This window comes from Nocardia sp. NPDC046763 (assembly GCF_040645495.1).
Taxonomy (GTDB): Bacteria; Actinomycetota; Actinomycetes; order Mycobacteriales; family Mycobacteriaceae; genus Nocardia.
The window spans coordinates 33658-54506 of the sequence record NZ_JBEYYI010000033.1 but is presented as its reverse complement, the minus strand read 5'-3'; the positions used below and the strand labels follow the sequence as shown (position 1 = coordinate 54506).

Sequence of the window (20849 nt, the reverse complement as noted above, 5' to 3'; positions counted from 1 at the left end):
GCGCTGATCAGACCTCCGCCGTCCGGCTCAACGCATCGCGAAGCGCAGCCCGGGTTGTGACGCCCAGCTTCGGGAAGATGCGGTACAGATGCGAGCTGACCGTGCGCGGTGACAAGTGCATGCGCGTACCTATCTCCTTGTTCGTCAGGCCGGCGGCGGCCAAATCGGCGATACGGCGTTCCTGCCAGGTCAATGAGGTCAGGTTCAGCGTCGAGGCGCGAGGCCCTGCACCGGTGGCGTGTACCTCGACTCGTGCCCGCTCCGCCCAGCCGTCCGCGCCGAGCCGCTCGAACGCCTCGGTTGCGGAAACCAGGTATTGACGGGCTGCCGCCCGCCCCTGGATGTGCCGCACCCGTATCCCGTGGGCGAGGCGGATCCGCGCCAGCTCGAACGGAAAACGTTCGGCATCCGGGTGTGATTCGGCTCTTGCGAACATGTCGGCGGCTTCTCGTTCGCTTTCAGCGGTCATCGCCAGCGCGCCGTAGGTGATCAGCGCCAGGCGTGGTGACACTTCCGGCAGTCCGGCGTCGCGGGCGGCGAGTGCGTGCGCGCGGGCCTGGTCGGTCCGCCCGGTGTGGTGAGCGGCCTCGACGAGGTCCAGCAGGGTACGCGAAGCCTGATAGGCATATGCCTGAAAAGTGCCCGGAGGCGTGATGCCGATGGCATAGAGGTAAGCGGCCTCGTAGTCGCCGGCGCTCAATGCGGCGAGCACGCCCGCGGAGTCGGCCACCTGGGTGAGGAACCCGAGCCCGCGGGGGCGGGCCCACGCGTCGACTTCGGCCTGCATGTCCCGCGCTCGCGCGGATTGTCCGCGCAGCGCTGCGAGTTGGGCCAGATAGGCGCGGCTCTGGGTCGCGAACAGGCCGTATCCGTACTCTTTCGCGATCTCCAGGACTCGCTGCCCGGTTTCCTCGGCCCCTGCCCACTCACCGACCGCCATTTGATCGAGCATGATCAGGTGCAGCATGACCATGCCGCTGGCTACGGCTCCCGTCGTCAACTCGCGGTTCACGATGTGCTGGAGGTAGGGCCGGTACTGGCTCAGGATATCCAGGTGATAGGCCGCCACGGCCAGGCGTCCGACGTCCCAGGGTTCCAGATCCGGCAGGTTCGCGGTGGCCAGCTCGACTGTCGCGGCCCAGTCTGCGCCGTGACGGGTCACATCGCTCCAGACTGCGCTGTACAACTGTTCACGTTCCGTCACCATGTCGCGCATCGAAGCCATGAGCTCATGGGTGCGTTCCCAGATGGCGCGGTCCCCGGCATACTGACCGATTACCGACAACAGGACCACGAGCCGGGTGCGGACTTCGTCGGAGCCCACTGCCCCACCATCACGCAGCTTCGTGATCGCCGCTGCGACCTGCCGGTGGGTGGAGCGGACATCTCCGTCCTGGAAAAGGGCCTGATACGCGTAGGCCAGGACCGAAGCAGGCGACTCTGTCGATCCGGGTACCAGGTCGGAGCGTACGAGTCGATCGGCCTGGCCGAGCCGGGCCGCGTGGCCGGCGACGAACGCGGCGTCGGCCAATCGCCGGGACCGCTCGTCGCGGTCCGCGCTCAGCTCGGCGGCGCGGGTCAACCAGGCCACGGCCGCCAAGGCACCACCGCGACGGGTCGCCGACTCGGCCGCCGCTTCCAGAACAGCAGCCACCTCCTCGTCAGGGTCGACGGTAGCCGCCGCCAGATGTGTCGCCCGGCGCTCCAGATTCTCTCGATGGACTCGAGCCAGCGTTCGGTGTGCGGCGCGGCGCTGATTCGGGGTAGCCATCTGCACGATCGTGGAACGCACGAGGGGGTGCCGGAAGACGAAGTCGCCGGTGGCCGGCTCGATGTCCAGCAGCCCGGCTGCCACCGCGCGGTCGGCGTCGCGCATGCGGTAGCGCACCCCGGTGACCGTGTCGGAATCGGATCGGGTACCGGTGCCGTCGAGGGCACCCATCAGGAGTTCAGCCCGCACACTCTCGCTGAGGGCTTCGATGCGTGCGCCGAACAGGCGTTGTAGTCGCCGGGGCAACGACACGCCTTGCGGACCAAGGTCTTCCAGCGATGCCGCTCCCGCCTGACCGGCATGGTGGACGGGCATCTCCAGTAGCGCCAGCGGGTTGCCCTGCGCCTGTTCCAGGACTGTGCGTCGGACGTCCTTGCCCAGATTCGGGTAGTGCCGGTCGAGTAGGCGCGCCGCGTCCTCATCGGTGAGGGCGGAGATCGGCAGCTCGGGCAGTGTCGCGGTATCGAAACGCGAGGTGATGTCGGTGCGGATCGCGACCAGCAGCTTCACCGGGCTGCCGGTCAAACGGCGCCCGACGAATCCGCAAACGTCGGCGCTGGAGTCGTCCAGCCACTGCCCGTCGTCGAGGACCAGCAGCAGCGGCCGCTGGGCGGCGACCAGTGACAGCAGGGTGAGGACGGCGATGCCGAGTGTCATGACCGACGGTGGATCGCTCTTCGTTCCGCCGAACACGGCGTCGAATGCCGCTCGGCTCCCGTCATCCAACCCCTCGATGTCCGCAAGTAGCGGATGAAGGAGCTGATGCAGCCCGGCATAGGGAAGCTTTGACTCCGCCTCGACCCCGGCGGCTCGGACAACGGAGTGTCCCGCTTGCTCCGCAAGCGCGACAGCATGGCTCAACAGCGAAGTCTTGCCGACCCCGGTCTCCCCTCGCAAAACAAGAGCCTGGACTGCGGTGGATGTGACGAAAGCCAGAAGCTCCGCCTGCTCGGCCTCTCTGCCCACCATGGTCTTGTCGGTAGATTCCATGCCCCTCGGTCCTGTTCCACTATTGCTGCGAACTTGCTCATCGGCGTCGGTCGACCGGTCAAAGGACCGGACGGTTGGTCTGATCGCAGTGCTCATCGCGCGACAGCTCCAATAGCGCCAATGGGTTGCCGCGTGCTTCGGCGACGATCCTGTCTCGCACGTGGGGAGGTACGGCCGCGGGCAGCACGTCGTCCAACAACGCCCGGGCGGCGTCCTCACACAGCCCGTCCACCCGCAGCTCCGGCAGGCCGGAGAGCAGTCCGGAATCGGAGGGTTCCAGCGCGGGGGCCGGATCGGACACGGCGAAAACCAGAGCCACCGATTCGGTGTCCAGCCTGCGGGCGACGAAAGCGAGAATGGCCGCGGACATCCGATCGATCCACTGCACGTCGTCCACGACACAGATCAGCGGTTCGTCGACCGCGGCCTCAGCGAATAGACCCAGCACAGCGAGCCCGGTCAGCAGCTGCCCAGGCGGCTCACCGGAACCGATCCTCAATGTCGTTGCCAGGGCCGCTCTTTGGGCCGTGGGCAACCGGCCCGTATAGCCCAGCAGCGGTACGCACATCTGTTGGAGGGCCGAGTACTCGATCTCGGATTCGCTCTGGACCCCGGCCGTGCCGACAACTCGGCCCTTCGAAACTCGATCGGCGAGGTAGGTGAGCAGCGCGGTCTTCCCCACGCCGGACTCCCCGCGCAGCACCAGTGCTCGGCTGTGTCCGCAGTACACATCGACCAACAGCCGATCGAGCACTTCCTGTTCGTGGACGCGGCAGCGCAGCGAGGGCAACCGAGGGCGACTTTCGCAGTCCACGACTTCCAGCTCCTTCATAGCGACGGATGCCGCTCGGCATCCGTCGTCCACGATCTCCGAGGAACGGCCCGATCGCCCCAGGGATGAACCCTGGTCTTCACCCGGGCCTCGCGCCAGGGATGGTGAGCTCGGTCCGGTATTCGATCGTCATCAGTTCACTTCAGCAGCGTGTTTGCCCTGTTCGGCCGGTGACGGCGATCTCGTTCGCACCGGGTGGAGGTCACTCCCGAACGGAATTCAGATATCGCGTTCGGAGACGATGCCGTGCTTGAGAGCCAGGTTGGCGAGTCGCGCGCGTTTCTGGTTCTGGGGGAGATCTTCTATGCCGAATTTGTTGAACAGGGTGCGCAGATGAACCTTCACGGTATCGACGGAGAAGAACAGCTCATCGGCGATCTGCTGATTGGTGGCGGGTAGGGCGAAGCCGTCGGCGCCGGCGACCCGTGGGCGACACAGCGCGATCAGGACCGAGCGTTGCGAAGGGGTCAGCGAGCTCGGCGTCGGCAGATCGCTGCGGGCGGCTCTCGTGCGATCACCTCCGACGCCTTTGGTGAAGTCGTGAAAAGTGATGCGGGAACTGCCCATACGCATGACATCGCCGGGTCGTAGTGTGTGGCGACCGGCCAGCCGGTCACCGTTGACGAACGTGCCGTTGAGCGAGAGGCCGCCGTCGAGCAGCGTCCATTGCTCGCCCAGATATTCGGCGACGGCATGCAGGCGCGACACCTCCTCATCCCAGAACAGCGATACATCCGCCTTCGGGGAACGGCCGATGGTGATCCGTGATCGGCTGGGCGACAAGGACAGCTCGCGGTGTCGGCCTTCGTTGTCGTAGACCCTCATGAACGGGCCGTCGTGATGGGTCCCCAGTGTCGACTCCTTTCGAGCTCGAGATGCGAAGCGTCACCCGGCTCCTTCGGCCGCGATGGCGCGGCCGAAGGAGCCGGGTGTCGATCAGTCTTGGCGGTAGGACAGTTCGCCGATGAGGGTCGGCAGGTGCTCGTGTACTGCTGTGCCGTGTCCGGGGACCAGGACATGTGCTTCTTCGATGGCGAGCGCGTGCACGCTGGTCTTTGTGCCGGTTTGGTTGTGGTTGAACACTTTCGGCAGCAGTTGGGGGCCGGTTCGCGGCAGGAGAGGGTGGCCGGTGACGAGCGCGTCTCCGGAGAACAGCACCCCTTCGGAGGGCATGAAGTAGGCGGTATGGCCGTCGGTGTGCCCAGGTGTGGAGATCGCGACGAATCCGCCCGGCAATGCAGCCAATACCGTTTGGTCCGCTGCCTGCGCGGTGGGCACCCGCATGCCGATGTGGCCGATCACTGCTCGTGCTGTCTGCGTCACCCACCGGGCCCCGCCTGGTGTCGTCAATTGCCGCAGCATTTGTGCTGCGGTGATCTGTTGCAGGTATTCACGTTTGGCGTGCGCGACCTCGTGTTCGCCGGTGTAGACGGCTACGCCTGCTTGTTCGACAAGGGTTGGTATCGCGCCGATATGGTCGAGGTGGGCGTGGGTGACCAGGACCGCGGCGATATCGCCGACCGTATGACCGATTTGACGCACGGACTCGACTACCGCGGCCGCGTCTGCCGGGTAGCCGGCGTCGATGACCGTGACGCCGGAACCATCGCTGACCAACGCCCAGTTGACGTTGGTTCCGGACACCATATGTACCGAGTCGGAAACCTGCTCGATCTTCATTTCGAATCCTTGCTCATACTCGGTTGGGCCGTGCGCGGCCGCCGTCGATATCGGGACGACTCCGTGAAGAGTCGCCGCATGTGAAGTCGACGGCGGCCGTGGCAACGGCGTCGGGATCGGCCGCGGGAGGGTGTCAGCGCGCGTTCGTGTCGCTGTCGTTCGCGAGGAACTCGAGCAGCGCGGGGTTGACGATCTCGGGGTGGGTCCAGGCGATGTTGTGCGGGCCGCCCGGCACGGTCACCACGGTCAGGTCCTTGATCAGGCCGGGGAGCCGGGCCGCGGTCGCGGAGTAGGGCAGGATCCGGTCCTCGTCGCCGTGGATCAGCAGCACCGGCACATCGATGGCGGGCAGATCGTCGCGGAAGTCGGTCAGCCAGGTGTCGACGCACGCGTAGGCGGCGTGGGTCGAGGCGGCCAGCGCGACATTGAAGCTGTTCTGCCAGGCTTGTTCGCTGATGCGGGTACCGCCGAGCACGTCGACGTTGTAGAAGTTGTCAAGGAAGTCCTTGAAGTAGGCGGGCCGGTCAGCGATAACCGCGGCCTTGATGCCGTCGAAAACCGCCTGATCCACACCTTCCGGGTTGTCGTCGGTCTCGAGCAGATACGGCGGAATCGCGCCCATCAGTACGGCTTTCGTGATGCGCGCCGATCCGTACCGGCTCAGGTAGCGCGTGACCTCGCCGCTGCCCATGGAGAAGCCGACCAGGATGGCGTCGGTCAGGTCCAGATGTTCGACGAGGGCGTGCAGGTCGGCGGTGAAGGTGTCGTAGTCGTAGCCGACGGTCGGGCGGCTGGAATTGCCGAAACCGCGCCGGTCGTAGGTGATCACCCGGTAACCGGCGTCGAGCAGGTCCCGCTGCTGCTTCTCCCACGAGGCGCCGTTGAGCGGGTACCCATGGATGAGCACGACCGGGCGGCCGTTGCCATGGTCTTCGTAGTAGATGTCGATGGTGTCGCTGTTCTCGCGTCCCACTGTCAGCTTGGCCATTGTGATTCCTGTTCGGTGTCGAAGTGGATGTTGGTTTGAAGTCTGGATCTGAGAAGGTGCTGCGGCATCGGTCAAGTGACGGTGATGTCGACGTAACGGCTACCGCGTGCTCGATGCTGGTACCAGATCAGCATCGCTATCGGTCCACACACGAAAAGCTCTGCGATAGGCGGTTTTTCGGATGAATTCGTACTCATGACGCACGTCTCCCTGGATTGCGGTCCCATGGTGCTGGCATGAATTGCGTTGAGAGGGTGAAGTTCCGGACCGCGTCCGCGAAACGCTCGGGCTCCTCCGGATGGCCCAGATGGCCACTGCGTACGGCGTGGACATCACGCGGCCTGCAGCGGTACGGCGAAGGACTTGAGCAACGAGGAGGGTCCGACCAGTGGCAGCAGTGCTGCCAGGAGCTTGCCCTTGAAGGCAGTGGGCGTCCGGGTCAATTCGACATCGACGCGGCATCCCGGCAGGTCGGGTGTGATTCGGAAGACCCAGCCGCCGCCGGCGCCGAAGAGTTTCGAATCCAGCGTGGTGACGGTGACGGTGTGCCCGCCCGGGGTCCACTCGTAGCGGGCGCGCTCCCAGGCCGCGGCGGTGCCTTCGGTGACCTCGGCCCAGGTCTCGCCGCGCTCGTGAACCACGAAATGCTCGGCGTCGATGCTCGGCCACACCTCGGGCCGAGTCGGCCCGAAATCGGTGAGTACCTGCAGAACCTCGGCGGGAGACAAGGTGGACGTCAGGTGAAAACGGATTGTAGTCATGGAAATACGATCGCCGTCGCGAACCACGTGGCGAATCGGTCAGGTGACGCTGGTGCGACGTATTTCTGTGTCGCGCCGGTGGTCGGCGTCGAGCCGCCGATCACCCCTTGTCATCTGTGATTACGTCATTCGACTGTCGCGGCAGCTGATCGCGGATTCCTAGTTTGGTGCTGACTCCACAAGCACGAAAGGGATCTCCGAAATGACGACCGAAATTCAGCTCGGCGGCGTGTTCACTGTCAACCGAATCGGCTACGGCACAATGCGATTGGGCGCGCAGGAACCCGGCTTCGACGAGGCGATGCTGCATGTATGGCGAGCGCCCGCCGACCGGCAGGCCGCGCTCGCGCTACTGCGCCACGCGGTCGAATCAGGGGTGAACCTCATCGACACCGCCGATGCCTATGCACTCGGCGAGACCGAGGAATTGATCGCCGAAGCCTTGGCCCCGTATCGCGATGATGTCGTCGTCGCGACGAAAGTTGGTGCCGTCCACCCGACCCCGACCGAATGGATTCCGCTGGGGCACCCCGCCTATCTGCGTCAACAGGCCGAACTTTCGCTCCGGCGGCTGCGAACCGACCGCATCGACCTGCTGCAACTGCATCGCATCGACCCGGCCTACCCGCTCGCCGACCAGGTCGGCGCGCTCCGTCAGCTCGTCGACGAGGGCAAGGTACGTCATATCGGCCTGTCGGAGGTCAGTGTCGAGGAGATCCGGGCTGCCGCGGCGATCGCGCCCATCGCCAGCGTGCAGAACCTCTACAACCTCACCCACCGCGAGGCCGAGGACGTCGTGGAATACACGGCCGCGCAAGGCATCGCATTCCTCCCGTGGTTCCCACTGGGGTCGGGCGCGCATGCCGCCGAGACCGGCGTCCTGGCCGAGGTCGCTGCCGAAGTCGCCGCGACCCCGGTGCAGGTGTCGTTGGCGTGGCTGCTGCACCGATCGCCCACGATGCTGCCTATCCCGGGTACGACGTCCCCGGCCCACCTCGAGCAGAACATTGCGGCAGCCGGGATACGGCTGTCCGACGCGCAGTTCGAGCGGCTCTCGAACGTAGCGGCCCCCACCGCCGCTGAGTGACCACGCGGCGACCAGGTCATGGTCGCCGTCAGTTGACCGATGTGGCGGCAGGGCCGCGCGACCCACAGTGGACTCCACGCAACCTGCCGCTGAATTCCCCGAAAGGACAATCACATGAACGACATTCGACGTCCCCGCATCCGCCGCGCCGGCCGGGCCATCGCCGCGGTCACGGCCGCGGTGGCGGCCGGCAGCCTCGCCGTGGCGTGCACCGCGAGCACCACCACCCATGCCGGACCGACCGAGGATGCGCCCAAGCCGACCGTCGTGCTGGTCCACGGCGCCTTCGCCGACGGATCGAGTTGGAACGACGTCGTCGACAAACTGCGCAAGGACGGCTATCCCGTTGTCGCGGCCGCGAATCCGCTACGTGGACCCGCCTCGGACGCCACCACGCTGCGCGGACTGATCAGCCACATCAACGGCCCCGTCGTGCTGGTCGGGCACTCCTACGGCGGATCGGTCATCAGCACCGCCGCGGCGGGCAGCGATCAGGTCAAGGCATTGGTCTACGTGGCGGCATTCCTGCCCGCCCCGGGCGAGTCCGCGCTGGAGCTGACCAACAAGTTCCCGGGATCCACCCTGCCCGGCACCCTCGACCCGGTGCCGTTCACCGCCCCCGACGGCAGCGCGGGCACGGATCTGTACATTCAGCAGGCCAAGTTCCACGACCAGTTCGCCGCCGACGTGCCCGCAGACCGCGCCGCCCTCGAGGCCGCCTCACAGCGCCCGATCCTGCAGTCCGCGCTCGAGGAGAAGGCGACCGTCGCCGCCTGGACCGGCAAGCCCAGCTGGGACGTGATCACCACCCAGGACCTCAATATCCCGGTCGCCGCGCAGCGGTTCATGGCAGAACGGGCGCACGCCCAGGTCACCGAGATCGCCGCCTCGCATTCGGTCGCCGTATCGCATCCCGATCGAGTGGCCGAGGTGATCGAACGGGCCGCCCACGGCTCCGCGCACTGACCGCCGCGCCATCCCGAGGTGAACCCATGTCTCCCAACGAAAACATTCTGAAAGGTATTGAGCTTCATGGGAACACTTGACGGCAAGGTGGCCATTGTTTCCGGCTCGGGCCGCGGTATCGGTCGCGAGATCGCACTGAAACTCGCTTCCGAAGGTGCGGCCGTCGTGGTCAACGATCTCGACGCCGGACCTGCCGAGGAAACCGTCGCCGCGATCGAGGCAGCAGGCGGGAAGGGCGTCGAATGCGCGGGCAACGTCGCCGCAGACGGTTTCGCGGATCGCTTCGTACAGACCGCCGTCGACTCTTTCGGCGGGCTCGACATCATCGTCAATAACGCTGGCTACACCTGGGATTCGGTGATCCAGAGGATGACCGACGAACAGTGGAACGCCATCCTCGACGTGCACCTCACAGCCCCGTTCCGGATCCTGCGGGCCGCCCAGCCTGTGATTGCCGCCCTGACGAAGCGGGCCAAGGAAGCGGGGGAGCCGGTCCCGTGCCGCAAGGTCGTGAACATCTCCTCGGTAGTCGGCACCGGAGGCAATGTGGGACAGGCCAATTACTCCGCGGCGAAGGCGGGCATCACCGGCCTGACCAAGACTATTGCCAAGGAGTGGGGTCGCTACAACGTCACGGTCAACACCGTGGCATTCGGCCTCATCAAAACCCGCCTCACCGAGGCCTCGGCAACTGGCGACAGCACCATCGACATCGAGGGCCGCAAACTCAGGGTTGGTGCCGACCCGAACCAGTTCTCCGCCATGGAACAGATGATCCCGCTCGGTCGCGCCGGAACCCCGATCGAAGCGGCGGGTGCCGTCTACCTGCTGTGCATCCCCGAATCCAACTTCATCAGCGGGCAGACCCTCATCTGCGGCGGCGGCTTCACCAACTAATTGCAAGCCACCTTTGCCATTAACGCAAATTACCTGCATTAACCATCAAGATGGCCGCGAAGAGCAGCTTCGCGGCAGAACGGAAGGACAGGCGCATGTCTGCGAAAACCATTGTCATCACCGGCACCTCGAGTGGATTCGGACGCCTGACTGTGCGGCGATTCAGCGAAGCGGGATGGAACGTCGTCGCCACGGTTCGCAAGGAGGTCGACCTCGATGCCCATGCCGAGCTGGCGAATGTGAAAACGCTGCTTCTTGACGTGAATGACGAGCACGCCGACCTGGAATTCGGCGAACTCGCCCGCGCTCAGTTCGGCAGGGTCGATGCCCTGATCAACAATGCCGGCTACCTCCAGTCCGGGCCGCTGGAGGCCAGCACGATGGACCAGGTGCACCGCCAGTTCCAAACCAATGTCTTCGGCCTGATCGCACTGAACAAGGCGTTCATTCCGATTCTGCGCGAGCAGGGGTCCGGGGTGATCGTGAACGTCAGCTCGATCAGCGCCGACGCCGGTTACCCCTACACCTCGGTGTATCAGGCCTCCAAAGCCGCAGTCGCGGCGTTGACCGAAGGCTTGCATGCCGAACTCGCCGAGTTCGGCGTCACGGTCAAGGCTCTGCATCCGGGCAACATGGACACAGAGATCTTCAACAAGGTCGACCTGCCCGCCGATATGCCTGCCGCCTACCGGGAGCCGATGGACCGGTTCTTTTCCGCCAACGTGGTCCGTTCCGACCCTTCGCTGACTGTCGAGGTGATGTGGCGCATGGTCACCGACGGCGACACCCGCAAAGTCCATTACTACAGCGGCCCCGACGGTGAGGCGATTCCCCGCGTCAAGCAACTCCTGGGCCAGGACTGGTACCTCGACGAACACAACGCCAGCAATCGCCAGACACCCAGCCCGCTGTGGCAGACCCTGATGCCCCGCCCGAAGGCCGACAACCACAGCTGAACCGTTGCGAGATGTCCTGCGGCCCCGACCGACCGCTGGTGACGGCGCCGGAGTCGTTGCCGTACCACGCTGTGGCACGCCCTCGGCTGATCGGATTTGGGCTCTGCATGGTTGTAAATGCGGAAGTAATACGTGTGAAGATGCGGAAAATATGGCCCGCAGTTCGCGGAGCCGGACCGGGCGCCGGATTGGGCTGCCGTGCAGATGAATTCGGGGGATGAAATGCGACGAGGCCCCGATCCTGAAGGATCGGGGCCTCGTGTCGGGGTGGCTGACGGGACTCGAACCCGCGACACCCAGGATCACAACCTGGTGCTCTACCAGCTGAACTACAGCCACCATTGCCGGTAACTTCCGGCGCGGTAGAGCTTAACCGGTCCGCGCCGTGAGTACCTAATCGGCTGTTCAGGATGGGTTTACGGGGGGTTCGGCGGGGGTGGACAATTCGGCGGCCACGGCGGCGATCTCGGCTGTGGAGGGGCCGGGGGCGGGGACGAAGGCGGTGCGACGGTAGTACTCGAGCTCGCGGATGGATTCCTTGATATCGGCGAGGGCGCGGTGGGCGAGGCCCTTCTCGGGCTGGCCGAAGTAGATGCGGGGGTACCAGCGGCGGGCCAGTTCCTTGATGGAGCTGACGTCGATCATGCGGTAGTGCAGGTGGGCGTCGAGGGCCGGCATGTCGCGGGCGATGAAGCCGCGGTCGGTGGCGATGGAGTTGCCGGCCAGCGGGACCGTGCGCGCGGTGGGGACGTACTGCTTGATGTAGTCGAGGATCTGCTGCTCGGCCTCGGCGACGGAGACGGTGGAGCGGCGGACCTCCTCGGTGAGCCCGGAGCGGGCGTGCATCTCGGTCACCACCGGCGGCATGGCGGCCAGCGCGGCGTCGTCGGCGTGGATCACGATGTCCACGCCCTCGCCGAGGATATTGAGGTCACTGTCGGTCACGAGTGCGGCCACCTCGATCAGCTTGTCGCTGTCGAGCTGTAGGCCGGTCATCTCGCAGTCCATCCACACCACGTACTTGTCCACCCGCCAAACACTAACCCTTCGGCATTGCGCGACCCGGAGGCCCGGCCGCGTCGAGCCCGCTCGGCCGCCCGACCAGGCAGTATCGTTCACACCGGTCCGCGTATGACGAGCGGTCGGCATGTTGGTTGGGCAGTTCCGAGGGCAGTAGTTCGCAGGGCAGTCGCAGTTGGCAGAGCAGACGGAGGATGCGCGATGACTACCCCGCAGGAGAGGGCAGCGGCGGCACGGAAGGCGGCGGAGGAAGCGGCGCGGATCGCCGCGGAGGCGGCGGCCGCCGCCGAGGCCGCGGAAAAGGAAGCCGCCGATCAGGAGGCGGCGGACAAGGCCGCGGAGACGGCTCCGGGGAGCGACGGCAAGGCGAAAACCGCTGCCGCGGGCGCTGATTCGGCCGCCGAGGACGAGGCCGCCGCGCAGGAGATCGCGGCGGGATATGCCATGGAGGGCCCGGCGCTGGAGCTGGGCGCCGTGATCGTCGGCGACACCGTGCATCCCGATGCGCGGGTGCGGATTCCGATGAAGACCATGAACCGCCACGGCCTGGTCGCGGGCGCGACCGGTACCGGTAAGACCAAGACCGTGCAGGGCATCGCCGAACAGCTCTCGGCGGCGGGCGTGCCGGTGGTGCTGGCCGATATCAAGGGCGACCTGTCGGGTCTGGCGCAGCCGGGGCAGGCCAACGACAAACTGCTGGCCCGCGCCCGGGAGACCGGCGATCCGGACTGGAAGCCGCAGGGCTTCCCGTGTGAGTTCGTCTCCCTCGGCACCGGGGGGATCGGTGTGCCGATTCGCGCCACCATCACCTCGTTCGGCCCGATCCTGCTCAGTAAGGCGTTGGGGCTCAACGAAACCCAGGAATCCACCCTCGGGCTGATCTTCCACTGGTCGGACCGGAACGGCCTGGCGCTGCTGGATCTGAAGGATCTGCGCGCGGTCATCCAATACCTCACCGGCCCGGAGGGTAAGAAAGATCTCGAGGGTATCGGGGGCGTCTCCGCGCAGACCGCGGGTGTGATCCTGCGCGCACTGGTGAATCTGGAGGCCGACGGCGGGGACACCTTCTTCGGCGAGCCCGAGCTCGAGCCCGCCGATCTCATGCGCACCGCGGGCGGGCAGGGCGTCATCACCCTGTTCGAGCTGGGCGCGCAGGCCGCGCGGCCGCAGATGTTCTCGACCTTCCTGATGTGGGTGCTGGCCGACCTGTTCCAGACGCTGCCCGAGGTCGGCGATATGGACAAGCCCAAGCTGGTGTTCATCTTCGACGAGGCGCACCTGCTGTTCACCGGCGCCTCCAAGGCGTTCCTGAACCAGGTGGAGCAGACGGTGAAGCTGATCCGCTCCAAGGGCGTCGGCGTCTTCTTCTGCACCCAGCTGCCCACCGACATCCCGAATCCGGTGCTCTCCCAGCTGGGTGCGCGCATCCAGCATGCGCTGCGCGCGTTCACGCCGGAAGACCAAGCGGCACTCTCGAAGACGGTGCGCACCTATCCCAAGACCGCCACCTACGATCTCGAAAAGGCGCTCACCTCACTCGGAATCGGTGAGGCCGTGGTGACGGTGCTGTCGGAGCAGGGCGCACCGACCCCGGTCGCCTGGGCGCGCATGCAACCCCCGCGCTCGCTGATGGACACCATCGGCGACGACGGAATCCGTTCCCGCGCACAGCAGTCCACGCTGTACGGCAAGTACGGGACGACCATCGACGCGGAATCGGCCTACGAGATCCTGACCGCGAAGATTCAGGCGACCGCGCGGCAGCAGGCCGACGCGGCCGCGGCCAAGGGCTCGGTCAGGCCCGCCCCGCAGGAGGATTCGTTGGCCGAGAAGATCGTCAACAACCCGGCGTTCAAGAACTTCCTGCGATCGGCGGCCACCGTCGCCGGGCGCGAGATCAGCCGCAGCATCTTCGGCACCCGGAAGCGGTAGCCCGGCTCAGCGCCCGATATCGCGGCTGAGCAGATCGTCGATCGTCTCGCGGCGGATCAGCTCCCGGCACCCGCCGTCGCGGACCGCGACGATCGGCGGGCGGCCGACGCCGTTGTAGGACGAGGCCAGGCTGTGGTGGTAAGCCCCGGTGCACGGCATCGCCAGCACCTCGCCGGGCCGCAGGTCGGCGGGCAGGCGGACGTCGCGGGCCAGGATGTCGCCCGCCTCGCAGTAGCGTCCGGCGATGGTGGCGGTCATGTGCGGGCCGGTGGGATGCCGGTTGGCGACCACGGCGTCGTAGCGCGCGCCGTAGAGGGCGACCCGCGGGTTGTCGCTCATGCCGCCGTCCACGGTCACGTAGGTGTGGCCGTGCTCGACATGTTTGATCGACAGCACGCGGTACAGCGTGATGCCCGCCCGCGCGACGATGGCGCGGCCGGGTTCGAGGGCGATGCGGGGCCGCGGGAAGCCGAGCCGGGCGCAGGCCGCGTCCAGCGAATCCTCGATGATGTCGGCCAGTTCGGCCAGGTTCATCTCCGCGTCGCCGCTGCGGTAGGCCACCGCGTGCCCGCCGCCGAGGTCCAGGTCGGTCAGGGTGATGCCGAATTCATCGCGGATGCGTGCCATTTCGGCGATCATGCGCCGCACCGCCTCGCCGTAGGGGAAGGTGTTGTAGATCTGCGACCCGATATGGCAGTGCAGTCCTGACAGCGTCAGATTCGGTTGCCGCACAATGCGATCCACCGCCTCCATCACCGCCCGCCCGCCGATGGGGAAACCGAACTTCTGATCGGTGACGCCGGTGCGGACCGCCGGATGCCCGTCGATGTCGATGTCGGGGGTGGCACGCAGCAGCACCCGCTGCGGTCGCTCGGCCAGCGCCGAGAGCAGGGTGATCTCGGTGAGCGAGTCGATCACGATGCGCCCGACCCCGCAATTCACGGCCATCTCCAGTTCGGCGAAGGGTTTCCCGTTGCCGTGCAGCACGATCCGCCCCGGATCGGCCCAGCTGGACAGCGCCACCGCCAGTTCCCCGGCCGAGCACACGTCCAGCGACAGCCCCTCGTCGGTGATCCATTCGGCTACCGCGCGGGTGAGCAGCGCCTTGCCCGCATAGATGATCTCGGCGTCGGGGAACCGAGTGCGATAGGCCTGGCAGCGGGTGCGCACCTCACCCTCGTCGAGTACATACGTCGGCGTGCCGTACTGATCGGCGATGTCGGCCAGCGCCACGCCGCCGACGGTGATGCGCCCGTCGGCGTCGTAGTGGGTTTCGCGTGGCCAGACCGCCGGATCGAGGCGGGGAACCATACCACCGTCACGCAGCGACGGGAAGATCTCGAGCAGCGTCAAGACGTCTCCTGGTGAGAGCTCCCCGCTTTCTCTCATGCGGGGCCGTCACCAGGACTACGCCGATTCCGCGGTCCGGAAATATCCGGCAACGTCCCTTTTACGAGACTCCCGCGGATCTTGACGGTTTGCTGATCAGCTGCCGAGCTTCTTGTAGGCGGCGCCGGCCACCACCGAGGTGATCGAGCGCGGGCCGAACTGCCCGGCCAGGCTCATACCCTTGCTGATCAGGCCCGGGACCACGCGCATCTTGTTACGGGCGAGCGCGTCGATGGTGATCTTGGCGGTGTGGGCGGCGGTGACCCAGATGAACTCCGGGATCTTGTTGCCCATCTCCTCCTGGTCCGGGTTGTCGGTGCGGACCGGGCCGGGAGCCAGCAGGGTGACATTGATGCCGGTGCCCTTGAGCTCACCGCGCAGGGACTCGGAGAAGGTGTTCACGAACGCCTTGCTCGCGGAGTAGGTGGTGTTGTTCGGAATCGGCATATTGCCCGCCGCCGACCCGGTGACGAGGATGCCGCCAGCGCGGCGCTCCAGCATGCCCGGCAGCACGGCCAGCGTGAGATCGTGCACGGCAACGGCATTCAGTTCCATGATGTCGCGCTCGTAGTCCAGGTCCAGCTTGGCCAGCGGGCCGAAGGTGGAGACACCGGCGTTGTTGCACAAGATCGCGATGTCCCGCGCGGCCAGCTCCTTGGCCAGCGGCGCGCGCTGATCGCGGTCGGACAGGTCCACCGCCCGCACCTCGGCGGTGATGCCGTACCGCTCGGTCAGCCGCTGTGCCAGCTCGGCCAGCAGGTCGCCGCGGCGGGCGACGAGGATCAGCGAGTAGCCCCGCGAGGCAAGCTCTTCGGCGAGGGCGGTGCCGATCCCGGAGGAGGCTCCGGTGACGACGGCACGATTGTCGGCGGTGGGTACAGGCAGGCTCACGGGATCCGAGCCTACCGATGTTCGTGCGGATGGGGCGCTCGGCGTGCGGGTGGAGTGGACGAAAGGAAAACCACCCCACCCGCACGCTCGCGTTCACGCTGTTCAGCGCGTGCCCGGCGGGTCCGGCAGGCGGATCAGGAGGTGCCTGCCGAGATCAGGCGGTGCACTTCGAGATGAGGACGTGGGCCTGCGAGGGATCCGCGCTGCCCAGGCTCACCATCAGCGGGTTCGGGTCCGGGCCGCTGGCCGCGATGGCATTGCGCTCGGCGGTGGCCAGGTTGCTGCCCAGGCCGGTGTACAGGTTGCCGTCGCGGTCCACGAGGGCGGCGCAGCCGTTGTTCCAGCGCAGCGCCACCACACAGTTGGAGTAGCCGCACTGGTCCATGGCGTCGGCGTCGGCGCGGCCCTGGTCGGGCGCGTTGTAGGCGTAGCCGACGGACCACTGGTCGCCCAGGTCGGCGACGGCGAAGGAGCCGTAGTAGTCATAGGCGGCGTGTGCCGTACCCATACCGGTGCTCATCAGCGCGGCGGCGGCGGAGGCCACCGCACCGGCGGCGGCCTTACGAGACAGATGCATAGAGAATTTCTCCCCCAGGATCGTTGAAGCAAGTGCTCCGCGATCATGGCAGGGTGGTACGACATCCCCGACCATCTGAATCGGTTGGTGTATAGGTCATTTCGATTCCGGCGGGAAATGTCGTCCCGTGACCCGGTCATTTCCGGGGCTTGGGCTCCATGAAGGCAATGCCCCACTTCAGGTGACCGTGCCAGACGCTGGCTATGCGGCCGCCCTGGACGGCGGGTTTGGGGTCACCGATGGGGCCGCCCGCGGCGCGGACGGCGGCGACGGTGGCGTCCAGGTCGGAGGACAGGAAGGCGACGCCGGTCAGGGCGGGCGCGCGGCCGGAGGACACGGCTTCGATGAACGGTTCGCCGACCCGGTAGAAGGCCATTTCGGGGCCTTCCGGGCCGCGCGGGAAGAAGCGCCGGCGCGGCGGGATGCCCAGGACGGCGGTCAGATCGGTGACGGCGTCGTCCAGATCGGGCACCCAGTAGACGACGTGATCGACGGTAGTCACGCCATTCGGATGCGTGCGCGTGGAATCAACTTCGGGCGCAGCCGATTCCAGGTAGGGAATGCCGAGTGATTCGGGGGCGGCATGGGTTTCGTCGAAGCCCCAGGCGGGCCCGCCCAGGGCGCAGGCGATGCGGCCGATCTGCATTCGGCCGCCGCTGACGGTGAAACCCAGTGCCGCCCAGGACTGCTCGTCTCCGGGCAGTCCCAGGCGGGTGAGGTTCGGCATTACAGGGCCGCCGCCAGGCGGGTGCCCTGGTTGATGGCACGCTTGGCGTCGAGTTCGGCGGCCAGGTCGGCGCCGCCGATGAGGTGCACCTTCACGCCCGCGTTCTGCAGCGGCTCGTGCAGGTCGCGCACGGATTCCTGGCCCGCGCACAGGATCACGTTGTCGCATTCGATGATCTGCGGGCGCTGGCGCTTCTCGCCGAAGCTGACGTGCAGGCCGCGGTCGTCGATGCGCTCGTAGTTGACGCCGCCGATCTGTTCGACGCCCTTGGCCTTGACCGCGGCCCGGTGTACCCAGCCGCTGGTCTTGCCCAGTCCCTTGCCGAAGGAGGACGACTTGCGCTGCAGCAGCACGACTTCCCGGGCGGCGGGGGAGGGCTTGGGGGTGGTGACGAAGCCGGGGACGGTGGGATCGTCGGAGACGCCCCACTCTTCCTTCCACTCGTCGAGCTTGAGGCTGGGATGTCCTTCGACGGTGAGGAATTCGCTCACATCGAAGCCGATGCCGCCGGCGCCGATGACCGCCACTTTCTTGCCCACCGGCTTGCCGTCGCGCACCAGCTCGGCGTAGGTGAGCACCTTCGGGTGGTCGATGCCCGGGATATTGGGGATGCGCGGCTTCACGCCGGTGGCCAGGATGACCTCGTCGTAGCCGCCCGCGATGAGCTGCTCGGCGGTGGCCCGGGTCTCGAGATGGACACGCACACCGGTGATTTCGAGCTGCCGAGTGTAGTAGCGCAGGGTCTCGTTGAACTCTTCCTTGCCCGGGATCCGGCGAGCGATATCGAACTGCCCGCCAACCTTGTCGTCGGACTCGAACAGATCTACGTGGTGCCCGCGCTGGGCCAGGCTGACCGCGGCCGAGAGTCCGGCCGGGCCCGCGCCCACGACGGCGAACTTCCGGGTCCGGCGGGTCGGCAGCAGCTTCAGCTCGGTCTCGTGCCCGGCGCGCGGATTCAGCAGGCAGGACACGGTTTTGGCCTGGAAGGCATGGTCCAGGCAGGCCTGGTTGCAGGCGATGCAGGTATTGATCTCGTCCGGCCGAGCGTCCTGGGCCTTGCGCGCCCAGTCCGGGTCGGCGAGCAGCGGGCGGGCCAGCGACACCAGGTCGGAGTCGCCACGGGTGAGGATCTCCTCGGCGGTCTCGGGCATATTGATCCGGTTGGACGCGCATACCGGAATGTTCACGAGGTCCTTGACCTTCGCGGTCCACTCCACGAACGCCGCACGCGGCACCGAGGTGACGATGGTGGGCACCCGGGCCTCGTGCCAGCCGATGTCGGTATTGATGATGGTGGCGCCGGCGGCCTCCACATCCTGTGCGACGGCGGCGATTTCGTCCCAGGTCTGGCCCTTCTCCACGAAGTCGGCCATGGACAGCCGGAAGACGATGATGAAGTCCGGTCCGACCGCGTCGCGCACCCGGCGCACGATCTCGCCCGCGATGCGGCGGCGGTTCTCCGGCGAGCCGCCCCACTTGTCCTTGCGCTTGTTGGTGCGCTCGGCCAGGAACTGGTTGATGAAATAGCCTTCACCACCCATGATTTCGACGCCGTCGTACCCGGCGAACTTGGCCAGGTAGGCGCAGCGCGCGTAGTCGTCGATGGTCTCCTCGACGCCCTTGGACGAGAGCGCGCGGGGCTTGAACGGGTTGATGGGGGCCTTGATGGCGGAGGCGGACACGCTGGTCGGCATGTAGGAGTAGCGGCCCGCGTGCAGGATCTGCAGCGCGATCTTGCCGCCCTCGGCGTGCACCGCCTTGGTGATGGCGCGGTGCCGGTAGGCCTCGGTCTTGTTGGTCAGCTTGGCGCCGAAGGGCAGCAGCCAGCCGGTGCGGTTGGGGGCGTAGCCGCCCGTGATGATCAGTCCGACACCGCCTTTGGCCCGCTCGGCGAAGTAGGCGGCCAGCCGGTTGGTATGCCAGGCCCGATCCTCGAGGCCGGTGTGCATGGAACCCATGACCACGCGATTGCGCAGCGTGGTGAATCCCAGGTCCAGCGGTTCGAACAGGTGCGGGTACGCGCTCATCGCTGAGAGCCTTTCGGTTCGGACGCCTGCGACCGGGCTGAGTCGCGCTTCAGGGCGTCGAGTACTTCCTCGCACCAGTCGACGATTCCCTCCTCGACGCGGATGCCGCCGCGCAGGACGAGGTACTGGTGCAGCTTGGGGCCGGTGAGCTGATCCGGCGCGGGGTAGTCCTTCTTCTCGAAGGTGCGGTACAGGTCGAGCCGATGCGCGTGCTGGTCGCGGTGGCGCTGCACCTCGGCGGTGAGCGCGCCGACATCGCCGAGGGAGGCGGCTCGCAGCTTCACGCCGAGTTCGTTGCGCATGGGTTCCAGGTCGGCGGGTTCGGCGATCCAGCGGATCAGTTCGGCCCGGCCGGCGTCGGAGACGGTGTAGACCTTCTTGTCCGGGCGGCCCTCCTGTGGCACGGTCTCCGCGATGACCCAGCCCTGCTCGTCCATGCGCTTGAGCACGCGATAGATCTGCTGGTGGGTAGCGTTCCAGAAGAATCCGATGGACTTGTCGAAACGACGCGCCAGGTCATATCCGGAGCTGGCGCGTTCGGTCAGCGATACCAGCAGCGCGTGTTCGAGGGCCATGCAGCCAGGGTAACTGAGACGAGACGTACTATGCAATTCAGTGCATAAGGCATCGGTATGGTGCCGACGCGAAGGCCGACAGCGTCGCCCCCGAGACGCTGAACGTCTCGGGGAAGCTGGTGCAGGACCAGGCCACCGTCGAAATCACCGGCGGCACATTGGTTGTCGTGCTCACAGTCCGGCGGCGAATACCCGCGCCGCCTCGAGATCACCGGCATCCGGCCGGCCCTTGTTGACGCCGCCGATCGCTCGCAGCGGAGCCCAGGTGTCGAACGCGCGAACCGAGAAGGTGTCGACCACGTCGAACCCAGCGCGCCGGACCAGCCGTGCCATCGGCCACAACTGTGGCGGAAACCCACTGGTGGCGAACACGAATGCCCTGCCGCGCTCCGCTTTCGGCAGCGACCGCACGAATCCGCGCAGCCGGGGGTGGAACATCTGATTGAAAATCCCCGACCCGAAACCCACCAGGTCGTACTCCTCGAGTGAGCTCACCTCGACCTGTTCGGGCTCGAGGACGGTGGCCTCCAGCACCTCGCCGATGGCCTCCGCCACCCGCCGCGTATTGCCATGCGACACCGAAACACACACGATCAGGGCCTTCATCACAGCGCTCCTTCGCTACCCGCATCGATCGGACATGCTCGGAGACACCACCCCGGTCTCGACCGTGACATCGAAGTGGTGTGTCGGCCGTCATAGGTCTCGCACTCTCGGACCGGTGTCGTTGTGGCGACGGCCGATTCTGGTGGTCATGGTTCCGTCGATCACTTTGGAACTAGG

The 20849-nt window shown here is 66.6% G+C and carries 19 protein-coding genes and 1 tRNA gene; 5 read left to right on the top strand and 15 right to left on the bottom strand.

The genetic code is table 11. The annotated features are described in order from the left end of the window. Positions 1-7: 7 nt before the first annotated feature. From ABZ909_RS37125 to ABZ909_RS37100, 6 genes are all read right to left on the bottom strand, one after another. The gene (locus ABZ909_RS37125; RefSeq protein ID WP_357009753.1) at positions 8-2740 is read right to left on the bottom strand and encodes an AAA family ATPase; all 2733 of its coding nucleotides are present in this window, start codon (positions 2738-2740) and stop codon (positions 8-10) included. Between the two features lie 79 nt (positions 2741-2819). Further along, on the bottom strand, positions 2820-3575 hold the full coding sequence (locus ABZ909_RS37120) for an ATP-binding protein (protein WP_357009658.1): 756 nt from the start codon (positions 3573-3575) through the stop codon (positions 2820-2822). A 237-nt stretch (positions 3576-3812) separates the two neighbouring features. Then, complete coding sequence (locus tag ABZ909_RS37115) at positions 3813-4418, bottom strand: FHA domain-containing protein (RefSeq protein ID WP_357009656.1); 606 nt, start codon at positions 4416-4418, stop codon at positions 3813-3815. Between the two features lie 111 nt (positions 4419-4529). Beyond that, the gene (locus tag ABZ909_RS37110; protein WP_357009653.1) at positions 4530-5273 is read right to left on the bottom strand and encodes an MBL fold metallo-hydrolase; all 744 of its coding nucleotides are present in this window, start codon (positions 5271-5273) and stop codon (positions 4530-4532) included. A 133-nt stretch (positions 5274-5406) separates the two neighbouring features. Next, positions 5407-6261 (bottom strand): alpha/beta hydrolase, encoded by an 855-nt coding sequence (locus tag ABZ909_RS37105; protein WP_357009650.1) that lies wholly within the window; start codon positions 6259-6261, stop codon positions 5407-5409. 332 nt (positions 6262-6593) lie between these two features. Next, complete coding sequence (locus ABZ909_RS37100) at positions 6594-7022, bottom strand: hypothetical protein (protein WP_357009647.1); 429 nt, start codon at positions 7020-7022, stop codon at positions 6594-6596. A gap of 202 nt (positions 7023-7224) precedes the next feature. Between ABZ909_RS37100 and ABZ909_RS37095 the strand changes: the two genes are divergently transcribed. The 4 genes from ABZ909_RS37095 (at position 7225) to ABZ909_RS37080 (ending at position 10928) form a co-directional block, all read left to right on the top strand. After that, on the top strand, positions 7225-8109 hold the full coding sequence (locus ABZ909_RS37095) for an aldo/keto reductase (protein WP_357009644.1): 885 nt from the start codon (positions 7225-7227) through the stop codon (positions 8107-8109). Positions 8110-8223: 114 nt separating this feature from the next. After that, on the top strand, positions 8224-9075 hold the full coding sequence (locus ABZ909_RS37090; protein ID WP_357009641.1) for an alpha/beta hydrolase: 852 nt from the start codon (positions 8224-8226) through the stop codon (positions 9073-9075). Positions 9076-9141: 66 nt separating this feature from the next. Beyond that, complete coding sequence (locus tag ABZ909_RS37085) at positions 9142-9972, top strand: SDR family oxidoreductase (protein ID WP_357009639.1); 831 nt, start codon at positions 9142-9144, stop codon at positions 9970-9972. Positions 9973-10022: 50 nt separating this feature from the next. After that, a complete protein-coding gene (locus ABZ909_RS37080) occupies positions 10023-10928 on the top strand; it encodes an SDR family oxidoreductase (protein WP_357009636.1) in 906 nt (301 codons plus the stop codon). A 266-nt stretch (positions 10929-11194) separates the two neighbouring features. Here the strand turns inward: ABZ909_RS37080 and ABZ909_RS37075 are convergent. Both ABZ909_RS37075 and orn read right to left on the bottom strand, forming a co-directional pair. Next, positions 11195-11267 (bottom strand) — tRNA-His (locus ABZ909_RS37075). Positions 11268-11333: 66 nt separating this feature from the next. Next, complete coding sequence (gene orn / locus ABZ909_RS37070) at positions 11334-11957, bottom strand: oligoribonuclease (RefSeq protein WP_357009633.1); 624 nt, start codon at positions 11955-11957, stop codon at positions 11334-11336. Positions 11958-12149: 192 nt separating this feature from the next. Here orn and ABZ909_RS37065 point away from each other — a divergent pair, with 192 nt between their 5' ends. After that, positions 12150-13880 carry a helicase HerA-like domain-containing protein gene (locus ABZ909_RS37065; protein ID WP_357009630.1) on the top strand — a complete coding sequence of 577 codons (1731 nt, stop codon included), beginning with the start codon at positions 12150-12152 and terminating at the stop codon, positions 13878-13880. A 6-nt stretch (positions 13881-13886) separates the two neighbouring features. Here ABZ909_RS37065 and lysA read toward each other — a convergent pair whose 3' ends face one another. The 7 genes from lysA to ABZ909_RS37030 form a co-directional block, all read right to left on the bottom strand. Continuing rightward, the gene (gene lysA / locus ABZ909_RS37060) at positions 13887-15233 is read right to left on the bottom strand and encodes a diaminopimelate decarboxylase (RefSeq protein WP_357009627.1); all 1347 of its coding nucleotides are present in this window, start codon (positions 15231-15233) and stop codon (positions 13887-13889) included. 132 nt (positions 15234-15365) lie between these two features. Next, a complete protein-coding gene (gene cmrA / locus ABZ909_RS37055; RefSeq protein WP_354834405.1) occupies positions 15366-16160 on the bottom strand; it encodes a mycolate reductase in 795 nt (264 codons plus the stop codon). A gap of 154 nt (positions 16161-16314) precedes the next feature. Then, positions 16315-16737 carry a DUF4189 domain-containing protein gene (locus tag ABZ909_RS37050; protein ID WP_357009622.1) on the bottom strand — a complete coding sequence of 141 codons (423 nt, stop codon included), beginning with the start codon at positions 16735-16737 and terminating at the stop codon, positions 16315-16317. Positions 16738-16873: 136 nt separating this feature from the next. After that, positions 16874-17464 (bottom strand): VOC family protein, encoded by a 591-nt coding sequence (locus ABZ909_RS37045; protein ID WP_357009620.1) that lies wholly within the window; start codon positions 17462-17464, stop codon positions 16874-16876. Continuing rightward, positions 17464-19491 carry an NADPH-dependent 2,4-dienoyl-CoA reductase gene (locus tag ABZ909_RS37040; protein WP_357009618.1) on the bottom strand — a complete coding sequence of 676 codons (2028 nt, stop codon included), beginning with the start codon at positions 19489-19491 and terminating at the stop codon, positions 17464-17466. The genes ABZ909_RS37045 and ABZ909_RS37040 overlap by 1 nt, the downstream gene beginning before the upstream one ends. Next, complete coding sequence (locus ABZ909_RS37035) at positions 19488-20066, bottom strand: PadR family transcriptional regulator (protein ID WP_357009616.1); 579 nt, start codon at positions 20064-20066, stop codon at positions 19488-19490. Before ABZ909_RS37035 ends, ABZ909_RS37040 begins: the two co-directional genes overlap by 4 nt. 171 nt (positions 20067-20237) lie before the next feature. Then, positions 20238-20672, bottom strand: coding sequence for a flavodoxin family protein (locus ABZ909_RS37030; protein WP_357009613.1), 435 nt, complete (start codon positions 20670-20672; stop codon positions 20238-20240). Positions 20673-20849: the final 177 nt, after the last annotated feature.

What these genes read in the sequence shown, in the direction of transcription:
- ABZ909_RS37085 (WP_357009639.1), top strand. Translation starts at nt 9,142, where the DNA reads ATGGGAACACTTGACGGCAAGGTGGCCATTGTTTCCGGCTCGGGCCGC.
- ABZ909_RS37035 (WP_357009616.1), bottom strand. Translation starts at nt 20,066, where the DNA reads ATGGCCCTCGAACACGCGCTGCTGGTATCGCTGACCGAACGCGCCAGC.
- ABZ909_RS37105 (WP_357009650.1), bottom strand. Translation starts at nt 6,261, where the DNA reads ATGGCCAAGCTGACAGTGGGACGCGAGAACAGCGACACCATCGACATC.
- ABZ909_RS37080 (WP_357009636.1), top strand. Translation starts at nt 10,023, where the DNA reads ATGGCCGCGAAGAGCAGCTTCGCGGCAGAACGGAAGGACAGGCGCATG.
- ABZ909_RS37125 (WP_357009753.1), bottom strand. Translation starts at nt 2,740, where the DNA reads ATGGTGGGCAGAGAGGCCGAGCAGGCGGAGCTTCTGGCTTTCGTCACA.
- ABZ909_RS37040 (WP_357009618.1), bottom strand. Translation starts at nt 19,491, where the DNA reads ATGAGCGCGTACCCGCACCTGTTCGAACCGCTGGACCTGGGATTCACC.
- ABZ909_RS37030 (WP_357009613.1), bottom strand. Translation starts at nt 20,672, where the DNA reads ATGAAGGCCCTGATCGTGTGTGTTTCGGTGTCGCATGGCAATACGCGG.
- ABZ909_RS37090 (WP_357009641.1), top strand. Translation starts at nt 8,224, where the DNA reads ATGAACGACATTCGACGTCCCCGCATCCGCCGCGCCGGCCGGGCCATC.
- ABZ909_RS37110 (WP_357009653.1), bottom strand. Translation starts at nt 5,273, where the DNA reads ATGAAGATCGAGCAGGTTTCCGACTCGGTACATATGGTGTCCGGAACC.
- ABZ909_RS37115 (WP_357009656.1), bottom strand. Translation starts at nt 4,418, where the DNA reads ATGAGGGTCTACGACAACGAAGGCCGACACCGCGAGCTGTCCTTGTCG.
- ABZ909_RS37050 (WP_357009622.1), bottom strand. Translation starts at nt 16,737, where the DNA reads ATGCATCTGTCTCGTAAGGCCGCCGCCGGTGCGGTGGCCTCCGCCGCC.
- ABZ909_RS37095 (WP_357009644.1), top strand. Translation starts at nt 7,225, where the DNA reads ATGACGACCGAAATTCAGCTCGGCGGCGTGTTCACTGTCAACCGAATC.
- ABZ909_RS37045 (WP_357009620.1), bottom strand. Translation starts at nt 17,464, where the DNA reads ATGCCGAACCTCACCCGCCTGGGACTGCCCGGAGACGAGCAGTCCTGG.
- ABZ909_RS37065 (WP_357009630.1), top strand. Translation starts at nt 12,150, where the DNA reads ATGACTACCCCGCAGGAGAGGGCAGCGGCGGCACGGAAGGCGGCGGAG.
- ABZ909_RS37100 (WP_357009647.1), bottom strand. Translation starts at nt 7,022, where the DNA reads ATGACTACAATCCGTTTTCACCTGACGTCCACCTTGTCTCCCGCCGAG.